Raw genomic sequence first — 18,202 nt, forward strand, 5'->3', positions numbered from 1 at the left:
GGACCGACCGGCGCCGGGTTTACGCGCCCAGGCCCGCAGACTATGACGATCAGCCAATCGTCCTCGATCGGAGCATGCGACCCCCGATGACCGCAGGTTTCGTTGCAACCGTCCCGTGGTCCCCCTTGGTCACCGTCGTCGACGCACCGGTACTGGTGCGCTGGAACATGGCGTTCGCCTCTACAAAGACCGGCTGGCGCCGCCCCGTTCGACAGGCCGCCAAGACCGCGTTTCGTCTAGTGCACCAGCGTCTGGGCGTCCCCGCAATGGGTCGGCTGCGCCTGGGCAGCCCGGGCGACCAACGAGTCTTCCGCGCGGACATGTCGAACACGGCCTACAGCAAGGTGCTGCTCGCCGAACGCACGACCGGCTTCGAGCCGGAACTGGCGGCGCTGCTGCGCCAGCTGGCCCCGCGGCTTGGGACTGTCTTCGACATCGGGGCGAACTGCGGTTTCTTCTCCGCCCGTCTGCTGACAATGCCCGATTTCACCGGGCATATACACGCCTTCGAACTCGTGCCGTCGACTTGCCGCGCGCTTGTGGGGATGCGCGAGGACTGCGGCTTTTCGGAACGTTTGACCTGCCATGCCTTCGGCCTCTCGGACACCGAGGCCACAGTCGGCGTCGATGTCGGTGTCCATTCCTCGCTCGCGCGCATCGCCGACGGCGGGACCGTGAGCGCCCGCGTCCGGCGCCTGGATTCGCTCGATCTGCCGAATCCCGATTTAATCAAGATCGACGTCGAGGGGCACGAAACACCGGTTCTCGACGGCGCCCGGGACACTCTGAGCACGGCGCAGCCCGTCGTCGTTTTCGAAAGCTGGGACCGGCCCAATGACACGGCGGCGATGCGCGCGCCCTTCGACCGCCTTGGCGATCTCGGCTACAGCTTCTTCGCGCTGCGGGCCAGCTGGACGGCGGACGGGCAGATCCGTCTCAGCTTGGATCCGGTCACGCCGGAGGAGCGTACAAAAATCGACGCGCAACTCAACATCTTGGCCGTGCCACACGGTCGCCGTTATCTACTAAGCGAGCGGTTCCAGCCCTGGTCCGCCGACCCTGACCCGTCACAGGGGTCAGAGTATGGCGCCGATCGCTAAGCCGGGGCCGCCCCAGGACAATCGTATCGATCCTCCGACATCACGTTAGGCATGAGCGGGCGCCTCATCTACCGTCCATGGCTTCACCACATCCAGGATAACGGCAGCGGTTTGAAACGTATCCTTTTTATCTCGGCGACCCGGATCGGAGACGCGGTGCTCTCGACCGGTCTATGCGCCGAAATCTCGCGCCGTCATCCGGATGCCCTTTTGACCGTGGCCTGCGGGCCGGGACCGGCACCACTTTTCGAGGCGCACCCGAACCTCGAGCGCCTGATCGTGATGCGCAAGGCAAAGAGGGCTGGACACTGGCGGCACCTGTGGCGGCAAGTCGCCGCTACGCGCTGGTACATGGTGGTCGATATGCGCCGGTCGGCGTTGGCATGGCTGTTGTGGACCCGCCGTCGCGCTGTTCCGCCGGCCCCCAGGGATGGCGAACATCGTCTGGCCACGATGGCGCGGACGCTAAACCTCGAACACGTGCCGGAACCGACCGTCTGGCTCGCACCGGAGCAGCGGGCCCGCGCGGATGCCCTGCTCGGCGACGCACCGTACAGACTGGCCCTCGCGCCTACGGCGAACTGGCCGGCGAAGGTCTGGCCGGCCCACAATTTCGCCGCGCTGGTCGATCGCCTGACCGGTTCGGACGGCCTATTGCGCGACGCCGAGGTCGTGGTGACCGGCGGGCCAGGCGAGCAGCCGCAGGCCCAACCGGTGCTCGACGCGGTGCCATCGACGCGGCTGGTCTCGGCGGTGGGCCTCGACCTACCCACCACTGCGGCGGTGTTCCAGCGGTGCGACCTGTTCGTCGGCAACGATTCGGGGCTGATGCATCTCGCAGCGGCGGCAGGCACGCCCACCGTCGGTCTGTTCGGTCCGACCGACGATCGGCTCTATGGCCCGCGCGGACCGCATTGGCGGATCGCGCGCACCCCGGAGTCGATGGCGGAACTGGTCCATAAGCCGGGGTTCGATCACCGCATCGCAGGCTCGCAAATGGGCAACCTCGCGGTCGACACGGTGATGCTTCAGGTGCGCGACCTGCTTTCCGGAGACGGCGCCGACGCGCCCTGAAGCGGCTGGGGCTGATCTAACGCGCCTCGCCTGCGCCGCCGGCCCTTTACGTCCCTCACCCGCGGGCGCGTAGCGTAATCTGGCGGGATATGACAGTTCAGTTGCAATCGGCGCGGCTGGCGTGCACCCCTAACCGGTATCCCGCACTATCTCGCGGGGCGGACCCTCGAAACCGATCCGCCGGCCAATGGACAACAGCGAACCAGAACGCGCGACGAAACGGTCGGCGCTCTTGTGCGAACTCGCACGCGTGCAGGGCCACCATGGGGACAGCTACGTCGCCCGCGGCCCCTGGCGTGTGCGTGCGCGCGATCTGACTGCCACGCGCTTGGCCGCGCGCCTGTTTCGACCGCAGATCCCGGGATTGGGCCCGAAGATCGTCGGCGGCCTGGCTGTCAGCGCGCGATGGCGCGCCCACGTCGATTTGCCGATCCAGAACGAAGCGGTCCAGATCGCAGACAGCGGCGAGCGCGTGCGCACCTTCGATCCGAAGGACGGGTCGTCCCACAAGCTTGTGCTGCGCGACAGCAAGTACGGCAAAGGGGTCGATGCGGACCTGAGCGTCCGGCACGGCCTGCTCGTCGACGCGCGAGTTCCCCACCCTCGGGTCCGCAACAGCGCGCGCTGGGGCGACCACATCATGATCCAGGAAGAGTTGGTCTCCGGCCGACGTTTCCTGCCGCCGATCGACCGGGGCCGCATCCCTGAGGGCTTGGTCGAGCCACTGTCCCGACTGTACGCCCAAGCAGGCCCGAAACAGGTTCCGCTCGCCGAGTGGTTGGGCCCGGGACGCGCGCAGGCCATCGCCGCGCTCGAGGCGGGGTTGGGGCCGGACACGCCGGCGCTGCGCCGCGCGCGCCGCTTGGTCGAACGAAACCCGATGATCACGCTCGGTTTCGGGCATGGGGACTTTCTACCGTCGAACCTGGCGGTCAGTCGGGACGGTGTGTGCTTCCTGGACTGGGAGACCGCCGGTTACGCGCCGGTGGCCTTCGACCTTCTCCGGCTTTGGCGTAAATACCCGCGCGTGACGGCGCTCGCGCGCGGTGCCGGTGTCTTGGTCCATCGCTACCAGACCGGCGCGATCGACCTGAGGGATACCGCAAGTCTGAGCCTGGCTCTTTGCTGCCTAGGCGGTACGTCGGATCGCGCCCGCCTTGCGCTACGGCAGTGGACGCACCTGCCCGCCGGTCGTGGCGCAGGAGACTAGCCATCGTTCGCCGGCAGCCGATCCGGCTTGTCGCCCAGCCGGGCGGGTGCGTTGCGGCGTTCCAGTTCCAGCAGCAGGGCGCTGTGGTCGTAGCCGGCGCCGCCGCGGTCGGCCAGATCGCGGAACAGGTCGTGCACCGTCTGCGAGAGCGGCAGGCTGAGCCCGCCCTCGCGTGCGGTGTCCAGAATGGTCTCCATGTCCTTCAGGTGCACGCGCGCGGCCGCCCCGGGGACGAAGGTCCGGTCCAGCATGCGCTGGCCGTGGATCTGCAGCACCTTGCTGTCGGCGAAGCCGCCGGTCAGGGCCTGTTTCACCTTGGCCGGATCCGCGCCGCCGCGCTCGGCCAGCAGCAGCGCTTCCGCCACCGCGCCGATCGCCAGGCCGACGATCACCTGGTTGGCGAGCTTGGCGGTCTGGCCGGCCCCGGCCGGACCGACGCGCGTGGGCGTGCCCATCGCGCGCAGCAGCGGTTCGCCGCGGGCGACGTCGGTCTCGCTGCCGCCCACCATGATCGCCAGGCTGGCGCTCTCCGCGCCCGACGGCCCGCCGGAGACCGGCGCGTCCAGGTAGCCCACGCCCCGACCGGCGAGGCGCTCGGCGTGCCGGCGCGCGGTCGCCGGCGGGATCGACGCGCAGTCGACGAACAACGCCCCGTGCGGCAGCGCGTCGGCGACCCCCTGGGCTTCCAGCAGGTCCTCGACCGCCGGCCCGTCGGCCAGCATCGCCACGGCGGCATCGACGTCGGCGACGGCCGCGGCCGGCGTTTGGGCCAACGTCGCCCCCTGGTCGACCAGCGGCTGCGCCTTGGCCGGCGTGCGGTTCCAGACGGTGACCCGGTAGCCCGCGGCCAGCAGATTGGCCGCCATCGGCGCGCCCATCAGGCCGGTGCCGAGGAATGCCACGTGCGCGATCGCCCGCTCGGCCATGCGGTACCTCCCGTTCGCTGTGTTTCCGCGTGCCCGTCGGGTCCGGCGGTCGCCTTCGCCGCCGGGCTGCTTGATCCCATACAGGCTTTCGCGGTAGCAGCCCAGCCATGACCCAGCCACCCCGCCTGTCCTGTCTGGTCGTCGCCCACAACGAGGAGGCCCGGCTGCCGGCTTGCCTGGCCAGCCTCGCGTTCGCGGACGAGGTGCTGGTCGTGCTCGACCGCTGCACTGACGGCTCCAGGGCGGTCGCCGAGGCGGCCGGCGCGCGCACGCTCGAGGGCGCCTGGGCGGTCGAGGGCGACCGGCGCAACGCCGGCATCGCCGCCTGCACCGGCGACTGGGTGCTGGAGGTCGACGCCGACGAGCGGGTGCCGGACGCGCTGGCGCGCGAAGTCCGCCGGACGATCGCCGGGAGCGCGTTCGACTATCACCTGGTGCGGGTCGACAACTACGTCGGCGACCGGCTGGTCCGCCATGGCTGGGGCGCGTCGTTCGGCCGACGGATGCACCCGGGCCTGTTCCGCCACGGCATCAAGACCTGGGGGCGCCAGCGCGTGCACCCTGCCCTCAGCTTTGCCCAGCACGCGCGCAAGGGCCCGCCCCTCGACACACCGGTCACCCACTACGGCTTCGGCGGGATCGGCGACCTGATCGCAAAGCTGAACGCCTACTCCGATCGGCGCGCCGCCGACCTCAGGGACACGGGCGAGCTTGGCAGCGCCGCCGACAACTACCGGCGGATCGTCTCGCGGTTCTGGAAATGCTTCGTCTCCCGCAAGGGCTACCGCGAGGGCGGCATCGGCTTCGTCATCGCGGTGTGCGGGGCGCTCTATCCGATCCTGTCGTACTTGAAGGCGAAGTACGACCCGCCGAGCGGCGTTTGAGCCGGTCGGCCCGCAGGCCGCATTCGTTTGCACTCTCACCACTCTGGATCGAGCTGACAGAGCGAGCACACCCGACGAGCGGACGCTCAAGCCGAAGTCGCGCGGTGCACCCGGGCCGCGGAGACGAACTCGGCGAAGAACGCAGCGAGGACACCGGCGACCCCACCCAGGATCGCTCCCAGCGCTACGATAACCGCCCATGGCGTGCCCGTTGGGCCGCCGCTTCGCTGCGGCGACGTCACCACCCGCGTGCCCTTGAACCCGGCCATGCCGGCTTGTAGCGCCTCGACCTCGCCTTCGGCGACCGCCAGACGGCGTTCAAGCGACGCGACTTCGTTCTCCAGCTCGGCTTTGTCGGCCGGCAATTCGACCGCCAGCCGTTCGCGCAGGGCGTTCAGCTCGCCCTTCGCCTGACGCAGTTCGTTGGCCACGAGCAGCATGGACATCGCCTGGGCGACATCGGGTTGGCCTTCGATTGCCTTCAGACGGGCCGATTGGGTGCGTTCGACAACCTGCTCAAGGTCCTTGATCCGCGCCTTGATAAGGTCTCGCTGGATACCGACGCGCTCCAGGGCGCTGCGACGCGCTGCGAGCCGGTCGCGGATGGCAGCCGCCGCGTTCCGCGCTTCCGTAACCGCGTTCTCGAAGCGCCGACGCGTAAGCTTCTCAGCCTCTTCATGGGCGGCGACGAGCCGCTCGGCCGCGTGCGACATGAGCTCTTCGTACGCGCCGACCCGCGTCGCCGGCACCTCCGCGGTCATACGGATCAGCTGTGTGTTTTCTACCGCCTGGGCGGACACCGATGCGGTGAGGGCGGCCTCTTGTCCCTCGTCCGCGTTGAACGCGCTTCGGGCCGCCGGGATGTGGAGGTTGTGGAGCTCGGTCGCCGCCGTTTCCGGGGTGTCGAAGTAGTTAAGGTCTACTGCGTCCCTAGGTGCGTCCAGGTAAATGTTCACGCCCTCCGAGGCGGCTTGCCGCCCAACAGGCATGTCCGCTCGACGGCCCGTTGTCTCGAAAACCGAGCCGGCATCAACCTCGCCGACCTGGATCGTCTGGCTGAGCTGATACGTCGTCGGCCTGGTCAGGGCCACGGCGGCGGCGATCGCCGTCACGAGCACGAATACCGTCAGCACCACCCACCGGCGCCGGACCAGAACGTTCCAGATGTCGAAAAGCGAGATCTCGTCGGCGGCGGCGGCCGGCGTGCCCGCGCCGCCGGTCGGCCGGCTGGGTCCCTCGTCGGTCATGAAGGCGCTCCTGGGTTCGGTCGATGTCGACAGTCAGCGTTCGGGTTGCGGTGGCGGTTTCCGGATTTCACGGGCGCGAGGGACATACGCACGTGCGCCTGGCTCATCGCCGGTTCGCCGGCGAGGTACCGAAGGCGCCGAGGTTCTTCAGGCCGATCGTGACCATGATGGTTGTATCGTCTTCGACCCCCGCGCGGTTGGCGTAATCCCGGTTCGCGGAGACCCGGATGAGGAAGCATTCGTCTTGGTACGAGACGCCCAGGCTCGTGTCCAACGGCTCGGCGTCGCGCAGGTTTTGGCGGTGCCGCGCGCTCAGCGACCAGTACCGCGAGAGCCGCGAGTCCAGCCGCAGGTTCAGCTGCTCGCGTTCCCGGAAGCTGGCGAGTTCGGACTGCTGAGCTTCGACCAGGGTGTAGCTCGCGCCGAGTCGCAGCGCGGGCGGCCCCACCGTGATCGCGGCTTCCGAAAGCCCCAGCTCACCCGTCTCGTCGTCCACCCGGAAGTCGTACCGGCCCGAGAGATAGCGCACCGGCGACACCGACAGCTGACCCACGATGTCGGAGAACTCCTGGTCGCCGCCGACCGTATCCGGCAGCGCGCTGTCGCTGTTGATGCGGTAGCTTTGGCCGATCAAGGCCGACGCGGTGCCCTGCCCTTCGGGCGTCGTGTAGGTGTATTCCAACCCGTAATCGACGCGCTGGCCGGAACTGACCCGGTCGCGTCCGGGGACCCGGTCGAGCGCGAACAGGTTGCCGGCGGTGAACTCGAAGGTCCGGCTGGTCTCGTTCGGGATGCGCGAGCTGTTGCCGCCGTTCGGGCCGACGACCAGTTGCGCCCGTGGTTCGATCACTTCCGAGCCGAGCCAGGTGCTGCGCGTCAGCGGATAGCCGTAGGACACCGCCGCCTGCGGGAAGACGCGGGCCGCCTGCCCGTCCTCGCGCGTCCCGGCTGGCGGCACGATCACATCCGACCCGTCGACGGTGTCCTGATAGCTGTAGGCGTCGACGTTGGTGAGGCCCTTGAGACTGATCCGCCCGCCCAGGTCCTCGACGTAGCTGCGCTCCCAGCCCACCGTCCCGGACAGACGCCGCGTGTCCCGGCCTTCGGTGCGCATCAGGTTCAGGACGCCGAGGTTCCCGAACAGCTGACCGCCGAGGTAGTCGGGGTCGCTGATGTAGGCGTATTCAGCGTTGGGCAGGATCAGCGGCTGCTCGGCGTCGTCGCCCTGCCGACGCAGGCCCTGGAAGGTCATGGCTTCCGCGGTGAAATAGTTTCGCCCCTCGAACCGCTCGGCGTAGAGTTCGCTCTGCAGCGGATCTTCGAACTCGTAGCCGTAGCGTTCCAGGTAGGCGTCGTCGCTGACCCACTTCGCGTCCCAGCCCCAGCGCCAGTTCTCGTCGATGTTGAACTGGCCCGTCGTGTCCAGGTGACCGCGGAGGTCGCCGTCCGCGACCGTTGGGTCGTCGAAGCGCAGGTTCGCGGTGGTATCCGCGGCGTCGTCGAGGTTGGCCGCTTGGGTGATCGACCCGGTCACCTCGAAGCTTCCTGTCGCCGTCTCGCGCCGGTAGGTGCCTTGGGCCACTTGCCCGGCATTGGTGGTGAACAGCGGCGCGAAGGTGAAGTCGGCCTGATCCGACAGCACGACGTAGTAGCGTGGGCGCAGGGTCGCCCCCAGCGAGCTCGAGTATCCTATCGTCGGCGTCAGTAGGCCCGTCTGCCGTTCGGCCGTTGGGTCCGGGTGCGAGAAGTAGGGCGTGTAGAACACCGGGATGTCGAACAGCTCCAGCCGCGTGTGCCGGTAATACAGCCTCTGGTCCTGCTGGTCGTGGATCACGCGCGCGGCGCGCACCTGCCAGAGCGGCGCGCTGTCCGGGTCGTCCTCGCAGACATCGCACGGGGAGTAGACGGCACGGTTCATATAGGTGCGGTTGGCGTTGACCCGGACCGCGTTCGCGGCGGCCAGGCGCGAGTTGTCGGTCAGCAGCATGCGGAAGGCCTCGATCGTGCCTTCGCGCAAGTCGCCGGTGACGCGCACCCGGTCGCCGAAGATCACCTCGCCCGACGGCTGCAGCAGGCTGACGTCGCCGGTGGCGGTGATCACGTCGCGCGGGATGTTGTAGCGGACTTCGTCGGCCAGCAGGATCCGCTCGCCCTGCGCGATCTCGACGTTGCCGCGCGCGATCACGATCTCGCGGTCGTCCCGGTACTCCACCTCGTCCGCCTGCAGCACCGCGGGCGTCTCGCGCACTTCCTGCTGCGTCTCGGGGGCCGACGCCGAATCCTGGGCGCGCGCGACCGGGCCGAGGGCCACCAGCAGGGCCGCCGCGGCCACACCGGCCGAGAGCCGGCGTCGCCAGTCCGGCATGACATCGCGTCCCCCCATATCGCCTGCTCGTCCCCCTCGCGCTCAGCCGTCCTCAAGGTGCATCAGACCCGCGGCACCGAGCATCACGATGATCAGCGACGGTGTCCAGGCGGCGATCGGGACCGGGAAGGTCGCGGACAGCCCATAGGCAAAGACCAGGTTCGACAGCACGAACACGCCGAAGCCGGTCAGCACGCCGCCGAAGATGGTCAGCGCCACGCCGCCGCGCCGGTGCTGGCGCAGCGAAAAGATCGCGGCGAGCAGCACCATGCCGGCGAACAATATCGGCTTGGCCAACAGGCGATGGAACTGCAGACGGTGCGGATCGGCGGCGAACCCGGCGTTCTCCAGCAGCCGGATGAACTCCGGCAAGCGCCAGAACGAGATCGTCTCCGGCGGGGAGAAGCTCTGATAGATCTTGTCGGCGGTCAGGTCGGTCGGCACGGCGACCTGCGCCCGGCGGGTCCCGTCGCCGCCGGGCTCGGTCAAGAGCGCGTCCTTGAGAATCCAGCGCCCGTCCGCCAGGCGGGCCCGGTCGGCGTCGATCCGGCTCTGAAAGCGATCGGCCTGGTCGAACCTGAAGACGACGACGTCGAACAGGGTCATGTCCGATTGCCGCACACGCTGGGCGTGGATCACCGCCCGGCCGCCGTCGTTCGCCTGGCGCAGCCACAAGCCGGTCTCGGAGACCGACAGCGTGGCGTCGGCATCGCCGGTGTAGCGCGCCTGCAGCTGCTCGAACCGCTTAAGCATGACCGAGGACAGCGGGTTCAGCAGCGTGGTCGTCAGCGCCCCGATCAGGAGCGCGATCAGGACCGCCGGCGCGATCATCTGCCAGACCGACACCCCGGCGGCGCGGACGACGACCAGCTCGTTCGTGTGAGTCAGGCGCCAGAAGGTCGCCATCGCGGCGAACAGGACCGCGAACGCCATCACCTCCTGGGCCAGCTGCGGCAGTTTCAGGAGCGCCATCTGGACGGCGGTCAGCAGCGACGCCCCCTTGGCCGAGGCGAGCTGGTCCAGCTGATCGACCGTCGTGATCAGCAGCACGATCGCCGAAATGCCGGCGAACAGCACCAGGAAGCGGGTCAGGAAGGTCCGGCCCAGGTAGATCAGCAGGGTCGGCGCCAGGTTGCCGCGCCCAAGCCGCGGCAGGGTCCGGCGCTGCGGCGCGGCGACACTCAAGACGCCGCCTCCGACGCGCTTGCGAGCCTGGGGCTGCGGGTCCGCCGTCCGGGATGTCGGAGGAGCACGTAGAAGGGCGCCGCGATCGCGGCGACGGCGACCAGATAGCCGAGCGGGGCGAGCGCCAGGTTGCCGATCGTCAGGTCCACCAGCGCCAGCTGACCGGCCTGCAGCCCGGCCACCAGGCCGACCCCGATCCCGATCCGCTGCGCCTGACCGCGCCTGGAGAACTCACCGGCCAGGATCGTGGCCAGCCCGATCCCGGCGAAGGCGAGCGTGTACAGCGGGAACTGCAGCCGCCGGTGGCCTTCGGCGATCAGTTCGCTGGCGTAGCGCTGGTCAGCGTCCGTGTCGCGCGGCCATAGGAGATTCTGCAGGTAGCGTTCTTCCGGCTGCCGCCAGCGGTCGCCGACCGCCTGCTGCAGCTGCTCGATGTCGACCGTGTAGCGGTCGAAATACAGCATGGACAGCTTGCCGTCGGCCTCGTCGACCGACTGCCGGCTGCCGTCGATCAACAGGACGCGCGGACCGGCGTCCGTCTGCACGATCGCCCCGCGCTCGGCGAGCAGCGTCACCGCCGGCTGTTCGCGCGCGTCGTGCAGCATCACCCCGCGCAGCGTGCCTTCGGACGTCCGGGAGCGGACGTAGACGGTCAGATTCTCGCCCAGGGTGTTGAACACGCCCTCCTGCAGCAGCACCGAGGAGTAGCTGCTGCGCATCTCGTACTGCAGGTCCTTGAACTCGCGGTAGCTCGCCGGCAGGAAGTAGAGCGAGACCGAATAGACCACCACCGTCAGCCCGGCCGCCAGGATCACGCCCGGCTTGGCGATCTGCCACTGGCTCAGGCCGGCGGCGCGCATCACCGCGAGCTCACTCTCGTTCGCCAGCTTGTTGTAGAAGAACAGCACCGCCACGAAGGTCGCGATCGGCAGCACGACGCCGAAGAAGCGCGGCAGCATCAGGCTCATCAGCGCCAGGAAGTCGCTCACCGGCAGCCCGCGGTTGACGATGTAGTCCATGAACCTGAGCGACTGCGACAGCCAGACGGCCAGCGTCAGCGCCAGGGTGATGAACACCGTGACCCAGATCAGCTGGCGCAGGATGTACTTGGTCAGAACCGACATGAAGGAGGGCTGGCCGCGCGCGGTGGGGTGGGCCGCCCGGCGGGCGGCGCCACGGTCGCTCCCGTCTTACCGCCTCCGCCGCCGGAGCGTCCAGCGCGGAGCCCCGGCCGGCGATGACCGGTTGCCCCAGTGCCGCCGTCCGGGCTAACCCTATGTCAGCATCGCGTCCGGCCCGGCCGGCCATGCGACGGTTTCAGCCGCGCGGCGTCCAAGACGAACGGAGGTGGTATGGCCAAACGGTACGAGCAGGTGGTGCGCCTGAGCGCCGACCTGCGCGGCGTCGAGCCCACCGTGCGGCGGCGCTTCGAGGTGCCCGCGGAGATGACCCTGGCGGACCTGCACGAGGTGCTGCAGGTGACCTTCCAGTGGGACGACGACCACCTGCACAGCTTCCAGGCGGGCGAGACGCGCTACGGCCCGCCCGAGGTCCGCGACGGCTTCGGCCCGCCGGTCCAGCCCGAGGAGGGGATCAAGATCGGCACCCTGGCGCGCAAGGGCCGCCAGCGGCTGCGCTACCTGTACGATTTCGGCGACGACTGGCTCCACGACATCCGGATCCTGCAGGTCCGCGACGCCGACCCCGAGCGCCCGGCGCCGGCGCTGCTGCACGCCCAGGGGCGCACCCCGCCGGAAGATTGCGGCGGGCCGTTCGGCTACGCCGCCTTGTTGGCGATCCTCGACGATCCCACGCATCCCGACCACGCCGAGTACGCCGAGTGGTATCCAGACGGCATCGATCCGCACGCGCCGGAAACCGAGGGGATCGAGAAGCGGCTGGAAGCGCTCCGGCGGGAATGGCGGCCCCGCGGCCGGCGGAGCACCAAGGCGGTGGGCGCCTGACCCGAAGCGACCCGGTCCGGCCCGACGCCCGCAAGGCGCTTCGGACGCCGGACCCGGGCGCGGGCTAAGCCGGCGCGCCCCCGATGCCCGGGCCGCCCGGCCGCAGGTCGGCACGGCTCAGCTCCCACCGGCCGCCCAAGTAAGGAGACGCACCGCGAATGCCCGACCAGCCATGGACCGCCAGCGGCGACCTGTCGCCGCGCGAACTCGAGGAAGGGCGCATCTACGCCGACTCCGGGCGCGTCGAAATCGACGAGATCTTGGAGGTCGCACCGGAGCGCTTCGCGCTGACCGGCTACGTCCACGGCCGGCAACGCGATCCCTACCTCGTCGACGCCAACATATTCACGGACTCCCAGGGACGGCCGCGGGTCGACGGGATCTGCTCCTGCCCGGTGGCGATGAACTGCAAGCACGTCGCCGCGCTGATGTTCGCCGCGGACGACCGCGGCCGCCTGTCGGCGCCAGACACAGGAGACGACGCCACGCCGCCGGACATGACGGACCCGGCAACCCTGCCGGGGCCATGGCACGAGGTGCTGACGCGCCTCTCGGGCGTCCAAGACCCGGACACCGCGGCGAGCCGGCAACGCCTGGTCTACCTGCTGGATCTTCAGCCGACCCGAAGCGGCGCGGTCGTGGCCGTGCGGCCCCGGTCGGTGTCGGTGCTGAAGTCCGGGGCCTGGGGGAAGACCGACAACCCCTACGACCCGTTCAAGGTCCTGCGCGGCCAGCCGGCGAAGTTCCTCACCGCCGACGACGTCCAGATCCTGCGCGTCCTCGCCGGCGACACCGACCTCGGCGCCGAGCCGACCGGCTTTCACGGGGCCTACACCCGCATGATGTACACGGGCGGCACCAGCGGGCCGATCCCGTTGAGCGCGCCGCTCGCCCCGTGGCTGCTCAAGCGGATGCGCGAGACCGGGCGGCTGTACTGGCAGTCGCACCGGACGTCGCCGCCGCTCGCCGCCGGCGATCCGCTGGCGCTGGAAAGCGGCTGGCGCAAGGAGCCGGACGGCACGCAGCGGTTCGCGCTCGCGCCCACGGACGACGCGGTCGCGGCCGAAACCCTCGCGATCCTGCCCCTGGATCCGCTGCACTACGTCGACACGGCCGCCGGGGTGATCGGCGTCGCGGAGGCGGACGTCCCGGCGTCGGCCGCCGCCCAGCTGCTCCGGGCCCCGGCGCTGAAACCCTCCCAAGCGGCTGCCCTGCGCGCGGGCCTGGAGCAGCACGGCGTCACCCTGCCGGCGCTGCCGGCGGCGCCGACCGCGCGCCGCGAGGCCCAGGTCGCGCCGACCCCGGTCCTGCGCCTGACCCGGAGCCAGCTGCTGCCGGGGTCCGGCGGGCGCAGCTGGAAGGCGGCCTACGCCAACGTCGGAACCGCCGTGACGATCGGCGTCGCGGAAGCGCGCTACGCCAGCACCTCGGTGGATCTGGACGCCGGCCAGGACACGCTTGAGTCGCTGGAAGGCGACGAGCTGGTCGTGGTCCGCCGCGACCGGGCGGCCGAGCGCGCCATCGCCAACCGGCTGGCCGAGCTCGGGCTGAAGACCGTCTACCGGGCGGGCGCGGCCACGCCCTACACGGCCCCGCCGCGCGGCTACACCTTCCTGGACGCCGAGGGCCGCGAGGACGCCGACGCGTGGCTCGGGTTCATGCACGCGACCGTGTCGGACCTTCGCGCGGAAGGCTGGTCGATCGAGATCGAGGCGGACTTTCCCTACCTCGTCCGGGAGACCGACCGCGCCTGGACCCTCGACATCGACACCCAGAGCGCCGACGACTGGTTCGGCGTCAGCCTGGGGATCGAGATCGACGGCGAGCGCGTCGACCTCCTGCCGCTGGTGGGCGAGTTGCTCCGGCAGTTCCCCACGGGCGAGGCCGGCGCCGACGAAGACGCCGCCGCCGAGACGGACGCCCCCACCTACCTGCGCCTCGACGCGCAGACCGTGCTGGCGCTCCCGACCCGCCGGGCGCGGCGGATCGCCGGGGCGCTGCGCGGGCTGTTCGACCGCGCGCCGCGCGACGGCGCCATCGGCCTGCCGGGCGCGGAGATGGGCGAGCTGGCCCCGGTGGAGGACGCCAGCGACAGCGGCGACCTCACCGTGCGCGGCGGCGCCGATGTCCGCGCCCTCGCCCGCACCCTTCGCGAGGGGGGCGGGCTGACGGGGGTCCCGGTCCCGGAAGGTCTGGCGGGCACGCTGCGCCCCTACCAGCACGCCGGTCTGGACTGGCTCCAGACGCTCGCCCGGCACGGCTTCGGCGGCGTCCTGGCGGACGACATGGGCCTGGGCAAGACCGTGCAGGCGCTCGCCCATGTGCTGAGCGAGAAGGAGCAGGGGCACCTCGACCGGCCGTGCCTGCTGGTCGCGCCCACCAGTGTGATCTGGAACTGGCGCGCCGAGGCGGCGAAGTTCGCCCCGGGGCTCAGCACGCTCGTCCTGCACGGCCCCGACCGGAAGCAGCGCGTCGACGCCATCCCCGACGCTGACCTCGTCCTGACCACCTACGCGTTGCTGCCGCGCGACGCGAAAACGCTGCAGGCCCACGGGTATCATCTGCTGATCTGCGACGAGGCCCAGGCGGTGAAGAACCCGGACGCGCTCGCCGCCAAGCATTTGCGCCAGTTCGACGCCCGGCAGGTGGTCTGCCTGACCGGCACGCCGGTGGAGAACCACCTCGACGAGCTCTGGTCGCTGCTGCGGCTGACGGTGCCGTCCCTCTTCGGCGACCGGACCGCCTTCCGGAAACATTTCCGAACCCCCATCGAGAAGCACGGCGACACCGAGCGCCGGGCGGCGCTCGCCCGGCGGGTGCGGCCGTTCCTGCTGCGCCGGACCAAGGAACAGGTCGCTGGCGAGCTGCCCGCCCGCACGGAAACCCACGAGCACGTTCAGCTGGGCGGCGCCCAGCGCGACCTCTACGAGACCGTCCGGGTCGCCATGGACAAGCGCGTGCGCGAGGAGATCAGCAAGCACGGTGTCGCCCGCAGCCAGATCACCCTGCTGGACGCGCTGCTCAAGCTGCGTCAGGTCTGCTGCGACCCGCGGCTGGTCAAGCTCGACGCCGCCAGGCAGGTCCAGGAATCGGCGAAGCTGGACCGGCTGCTCGCCATGCTGGACGACCTGGTCGCCGAGGGCCGGCAGGTGCTCGTGTTCTCCCAGTTCAGCTCGATGCTCGCCCTGATCGGGGACGCCCTCGCCGCCCGCGGCCACGGCCACGTCGTCCTGACGGGCGAGACGCGCGACCGGCAGACCCCGGTCAAGCGCTTCCAGGCGGGCGAGGTGCCGGTCTTCCTGATCTCGCTCAAGGCCGGCGGCACGGGGCTGAACCTGACCGCCGCCGACACGGTGATCCACTACGACCCCTGGTGGAACCCGGCGGTGGAGGCGCAGGCCTCCGACCGGGCGCACCGGATCGGCCAGGACAAGCCGGTGTTCGTCTACAAGATGATCGCCGAGGGCACGGTCGAGGAACGCATCGTCGACATGCAGGGCCGCAAGCGCGACCTCGCCGCACTCGTGCATACGGCCGAGGCGGGCGAAGGGGCGGCCTTCACCGAAGCCGACGTGGAGAGCCTGCTGGCCCCGATCGCCGCGTGACGCCGCGCCGCCGGAGTTCGCGCCCGGCCATCGGCGGTTTGTTCGTTGGCCGAGGTCAAGGGCATTCTCGATGGGATGGGCGCCGCCCCAGGGCGCAGTCGAAAACCGCGTAGACATCGAAGCCGGTCAAGCGCCCGGGAAACAGTGTGCCATCGATGTCCGGATGTCTGGCGTGCATGCTCCGCTCGGGCGCGCGGCCGGGGGGCGTGAAGTCGGGCACAAAGCGCGTCCGTGGGCGCGGCGAGCCTGACGCAGCCGTCATCGCGCAGATTCAGCCATCTCGGAACGGCGCTTCCCGATCTGATCACCGTGAACGAGAGACTTCGGAGTTCCGCCAAGTGAACGGATCGATAGCCGACGCGCTGCGCGAAGCGGTCCGCTATTCGTCAACGCTGTTCGAAGGCTACGCCAGAACGACGGCCGTGCTTCAGCCAACCGGGGCAGCGGGAGCGCGACCAGTCGCGTAACTTCGCAGGCCCGCCGTCGCTACTCCGGCGTATGGTATCCGCTGCGGAGATCGCCGAGGCGCGCATGCACGGTCTCGACCCGTTCACTGTAGCGCGTCGCCTCGGGTCCGAGATGACCTGAAACCTCGGAGACCAGCAGGTTCAAAACGCGCATCGCCGCGGCGTAGGGGTCGAACGGGCCGGGTCCACGGTTGTGGCAGCGGATCGTCTTGTCGGCGAGGCGGGGGCTCTCCGCGGCGCTCATGTCCGTGACGAGCACAACCCGGGTACCGGCGCTTCGCATCATCTCCATCACCGGGATCAGCAACTGCGGCCGGCGTCGGAAACCGATCACCAGACCGGCGTCGTCCTCACCCACAGCCGCGAGGTCCTCGGCCATGTCCAGGCCGGTCGTGGGGATCAGGCGGACCCCTGACTTGACGCGCTACAACGGCGAGCCATCCTGAAACAATGGGTGGCTGTGCAGCTTGCCTACGTCCGAGATACGGCAGCGCGGGTGCAACGCAACCATACCGGTAGGGCGGCGGTTGCCGGAAAGCGTCAATACGCCAACCGCCGACCATCATGACCGACAAAAATCCGCCCAACCCGCGGCGACATCCAGATGGCCGTCTCTGTTACACCACGCTACGGGACGCAATGGCTGGGGCCACGCGCGGCCATTGGAGCCGCTTTTAACGTCTCTGAAAGACGTAGCCGCTTAACTTGGTCGGCATGATCGGTTTAGTATCGAAGATCCGAGAGCGCCGTAGCAGCCGTCGGCATCGCCTGCCGTCGCTTATGGTGAGAATCGAGAACCATCGGTATCGAACGGCAGACTGGTCGGCGGGCGGGTTCAGGCTCCGGGGCACGATCGAACCTTTTGCCCGCAGTGATCGAGTCCGCGGTCAAATCAAGACGCCATCTGGCACGCTTGGTTGGTTCATCGCCGAGGCTGCTTGGAGATCCGAAGATGCTGTCGGTTTTCGATTTATCGAGATCGACTCAAATGTCTTTCTTGATCTGCACATGTAGAGCGGGCCCTGTGGATGTCCAATTGACCTTTTAATGATCGGTTTTTGTTAAGGGCTTATCCCGTCGAATCCGGTTATCCAGTATATAGTCATCGGCCAAATGGGACAGGCTTTACCCTCAGCCCAGGCTATCGCCTCGACAGGCTAAGTTTGGGCTGAGGGGTCTTCGTTACAAATGAGTACGGGGTGAGATGTTTAGAGGCGCTAGTTGCCGGATTATCGCGGCGACCAAACGCGCTCAACGCCGATCCGCTCAAGCGCAGCACGAGCTGCTGATGGGCTGTCGAACTGATTGAAGTGCGCTCGCACTTCGTGTCCTTTCAAGACCTCACCAGTACGTCTAGACGCAGCATTAAGGCCAATACCGCCTTCACGGAACGCCTTGGTCAACTGCACTTTGTTCAGCCCTGGCACCCACCCCTGGATGAAAACGTCAACGCCTTGAGAAGCGTGACTGCTCACCCCCACCGGTGAGTAGGTCAGGCGGCGGCCGGTAGAATAACGGATTGGCCAGCAAGGACGCGCCGAATGGCGGCGAGCGGGCTCAAGCCGTATAGGCGGCCGGTGTCGACGACGGAGCGCACGCCGGCGTAGAAAGCAGCGCCCCATTCGGCGTTAAAGCCTTGCGTGATCTTCCTGAAAATTACGGCCGGGCGGAGGTAGCGCTCGCTGGCGTTGTTGGTCGCCGGCACACCCGGGTTGGTGACGCACACGAACAGCTCGCAGCGCACGCGCCGGATCTGCCCGCGCAGCTTCTCACCTGCGTGGCTGTCCGATGGCCGCGTGACCAAGTCGTCAAGTTCGCGGTCGAGGCGACATCGGTACTGGTAGAGCGTGTTGTCCTGGAGCTCTTCGCGCCGCCGGGCGATGTCGATGGCGCGCAGCAGGAGCTCCTTGAGCGGCGGGGCGAACACCGTGTCGCCGGCGTCGATGGCGTACTGCGCGTCCCGTAGCAGGTGGGCGAGGCAAAGCTGCCGGCTTTCACCGTGCCCGGTCTGCGCGGCGAAGCGGTCGGAGACCCAGACCGCGGGGACGTGCTCGCCGAGCACCTCCCGGACGACCGCCTTGCCGCGGCTGGGCGCCACCTTGTGCAGCACCGCGGTGGCGCAGCCGAACACCCATTGCCAGTATTTCTGGCCGGCTACCCGAGCGCCGGTCTCGT

14 protein-coding genes are annotated in these 18,202 nt (G+C 69.2%); 7 read left to right on the top strand and 7 right to left on the bottom strand.

Annotation, left to right across the window (positions count from 1 at the left end):
• Nucleotides 1–86: 86 nt before the first annotated feature.
• The 3 genes from CKO28_RS16030 to CKO28_RS16040 all read left to right on the top strand — a co-directional run bounded on the left by CKO28_RS16030 (nt 87) and on the right by CKO28_RS16040 (nt 3,384).
• Nucleotides 87–1,100, top strand: a complete 1,014-nt coding sequence (locus CKO28_RS16030; protein WP_200341813.1) for an FkbM family methyltransferase — start codon at nt 87–89, stop codon at nt 1,098–1,100.
• Nucleotides 1,101–1,151: 51 nt separating this feature from the next.
• Nucleotides 1,152–2,174 (top strand): glycosyltransferase family 9 protein, encoded by a 1,023-nt coding sequence (locus CKO28_RS16035; protein ID WP_200341814.1) that lies wholly within the window; start codon nt 1,152–1,154, stop codon nt 2,172–2,174.
• Between the two features lie 187 nt (nt 2,175–2,361).
• Nucleotides 2,362–3,384 carry a phosphotransferase gene (locus CKO28_RS16040; protein ID WP_200341815.1) on the top strand — a complete coding sequence of 341 codons (1,023 nt, stop codon included), beginning with the start codon at nt 2,362–2,364 and terminating at the stop codon, nt 3,382–3,384.
• Here CKO28_RS16040 and CKO28_RS16045 read toward each other — a convergent pair.
• The gene (locus CKO28_RS16045; RefSeq protein WP_200341816.1) at nt 3,381–4,310 is read right to left on the bottom strand and encodes an NAD(P)-dependent oxidoreductase; all 930 of its coding nucleotides are present in this window, start codon (nt 4,308–4,310) and stop codon (nt 3,381–3,383) included. The genes CKO28_RS16040 and CKO28_RS16045 overlap by 4 nt on opposite strands.
• Nucleotides 4,311–4,417: 107 nt before the next feature.
• Here CKO28_RS16045 and CKO28_RS16050 point away from each other — a divergent pair, with 107 nt between their 5' ends.
• The gene (locus tag CKO28_RS16050) at nt 4,418–5,194 is read left to right on the top strand and encodes a glycosyltransferase family 2 protein (RefSeq protein ID WP_200341817.1); all 777 of its coding nucleotides are present in this window, start codon (nt 4,418–4,420) and stop codon (nt 5,192–5,194) included.
• An 86-nt stretch (nt 5,195–5,280) separates the two neighbouring features.
• Here the strand turns inward: CKO28_RS16050 and CKO28_RS16055 are convergent, their stop codons facing one another.
• The 4 genes from CKO28_RS16055 to lptF all read right to left on the bottom strand — a co-directional run bounded on the left by CKO28_RS16055 (nt 5,281) and on the right by lptF (nt 11,115).
• Nucleotides 5,281–6,441: a Wzz/FepE/Etk N-terminal domain-containing protein gene (locus CKO28_RS16055; protein WP_200341818.1), complete on the bottom strand. Its 1,161-nt coding sequence runs from the start codon at nt 6,439–6,441 to the stop codon at nt 5,281–5,283.
• A gap of 103 nt (nt 6,442–6,544) precedes the next feature.
• Complete coding sequence (locus tag CKO28_RS16060) at nt 6,545–8,806, bottom strand: LPS-assembly protein LptD (protein WP_200341819.1); 2,262 nt, start codon at nt 8,804–8,806, stop codon at nt 6,545–6,547.
• Between the two features lie 42 nt (nt 8,807–8,848).
• Nucleotides 8,849–9,991 (bottom strand): LPS export ABC transporter permease LptG, encoded by a 1,143-nt coding sequence (gene lptG, locus CKO28_RS16065; protein ID WP_200341820.1) that lies wholly within the window; start codon nt 9,989–9,991, stop codon nt 8,849–8,851.
• Nucleotides 9,988–11,115, bottom strand: a complete 1,128-nt coding sequence (gene lptF / locus CKO28_RS16070; protein WP_200341821.1) for an LPS export ABC transporter permease LptF — start codon at nt 11,113–11,115, stop codon at nt 9,988–9,990. The genes lptG and lptF overlap by 4 nt, the downstream gene beginning before the upstream one ends.
• Nucleotides 11,116–11,343: 228 nt before the next feature.
• On the opposite strand from lptF, the gene CKO28_RS16075 reads away from it, so the two are divergent.
• A complete protein-coding gene (locus CKO28_RS16075; protein ID WP_200341822.1) occupies nt 11,344–11,955 on the top strand; it encodes a plasmid pRiA4b ORF-3 family protein in 612 nt (203 codons plus the stop codon).
• Nucleotides 11,956–12,113: 158 nt separating this feature from the next.
• Nucleotides 12,114–15,560 (top strand): DEAD/DEAH box helicase, encoded by a 3,447-nt coding sequence (locus CKO28_RS16080; RefSeq protein ID WP_200341823.1) that lies wholly within the window; start codon nt 12,114–12,116, stop codon nt 15,558–15,560.
• Between the two features lie 486 nt (nt 15,561–16,046).
• Here the strand turns inward: CKO28_RS16080 and CKO28_RS16085 are convergent, their stop codons facing one another.
• A complete protein-coding gene (locus tag CKO28_RS16085) occupies nt 16,047–16,406 on the bottom strand; it encodes a MurR/RpiR family transcriptional regulator (protein WP_200341824.1) in 360 nt (119 codons plus the stop codon).
• A gap of 335 nt (nt 16,407–16,741) precedes the next feature.
• On the opposite strand from CKO28_RS16085, the gene CKO28_RS29350 reads away from it, so the two are divergent.
• Nucleotides 16,742–17,041: a PilZ domain-containing protein gene (locus CKO28_RS29350; protein WP_367575749.1), complete on the top strand. Its 300-nt coding sequence runs from the start codon at nt 16,742–16,744 to the stop codon at nt 17,039–17,041.
• Nucleotides 17,042–17,519: 478 nt separating this feature from the next.
• Here CKO28_RS29350 and CKO28_RS16095 read toward each other — a convergent pair.
• The coding region (locus CKO28_RS16095; RefSeq protein ID WP_200341826.1) for an IS66 family transposase at nt 17,520–18,202 on the bottom strand (683 nt) is incomplete at its 5' end.

Origin of the sequence: Rhodovibrio sodomensis, from assembly GCF_016583645.1 — a bacterium.
Taxonomy (GTDB): Bacteria; Pseudomonadota; Alphaproteobacteria; order Kiloniellales; family Rhodovibrionaceae; genus Rhodovibrio; species Rhodovibrio sodomensis.

Excerpts from the sequence above, each read along its gene's own strand:
- CKO28_RS16055 (WP_200341818.1), bottom strand. The coding sequence starts at position 6,441 with ATGACCGACGAGGGACCCAGCCGGCCGACCGGCGGCGCGGGCACGCCG.
- CKO28_RS16030 (WP_200341813.1), top strand. The coding sequence starts at position 87 with ATGACCGCAGGTTTCGTTGCAACCGTCCCGTGGTCCCCCTTGGTCACC.
- CKO28_RS16035 (WP_200341814.1), top strand. The coding sequence starts at position 1,152 with ATGAGCGGGCGCCTCATCTACCGTCCATGGCTTCACCACATCCAGGAT.
- CKO28_RS16040 (WP_200341815.1), top strand. The coding sequence starts at position 2,362 with ATGGACAACAGCGAACCAGAACGCGCGACGAAACGGTCGGCGCTCTTG.
- CKO28_RS16050 (WP_200341817.1), top strand. The coding sequence starts at position 4,418 with ATGACCCAGCCACCCCGCCTGTCCTGTCTGGTCGTCGCCCACAACGAG.
- CKO28_RS16045 (WP_200341816.1), bottom strand. The coding sequence starts at position 4,310 with ATGGCCGAGCGGGCGATCGCGCACGTGGCATTCCTCGGCACCGGCCTG.
- CKO28_RS16080 (WP_200341823.1), top strand. The coding sequence starts at position 12,114 with ATGCCCGACCAGCCATGGACCGCCAGCGGCGACCTGTCGCCGCGCGAA.
- CKO28_RS29350 (WP_367575749.1), top strand. The coding sequence starts at position 16,742 with ATGATCGGTTTAGTATCGAAGATCCGAGAGCGCCGTAGCAGCCGTCGG.
- CKO28_RS16060 (WP_200341819.1), bottom strand. The coding sequence starts at position 8,806 with ATGCCGGACTGGCGACGCCGGCTCTCGGCCGGTGTGGCCGCGGCGGCC.
- CKO28_RS16085 (WP_200341824.1), bottom strand. The coding sequence starts at position 16,406 with ATGGCCGAGGACCTCGCGGCTGTGGGTGAGGACGACGCCGGTCTGGTG.
- lptF (WP_200341821.1), bottom strand. The coding sequence starts at position 11,115 with ATGTCGGTTCTGACCAAGTACATCCTGCGCCAGCTGATCTGGGTCACG.
- CKO28_RS16075 (WP_200341822.1), top strand. The coding sequence starts at position 11,344 with ATGGCCAAACGGTACGAGCAGGTGGTGCGCCTGAGCGCCGACCTGCGC.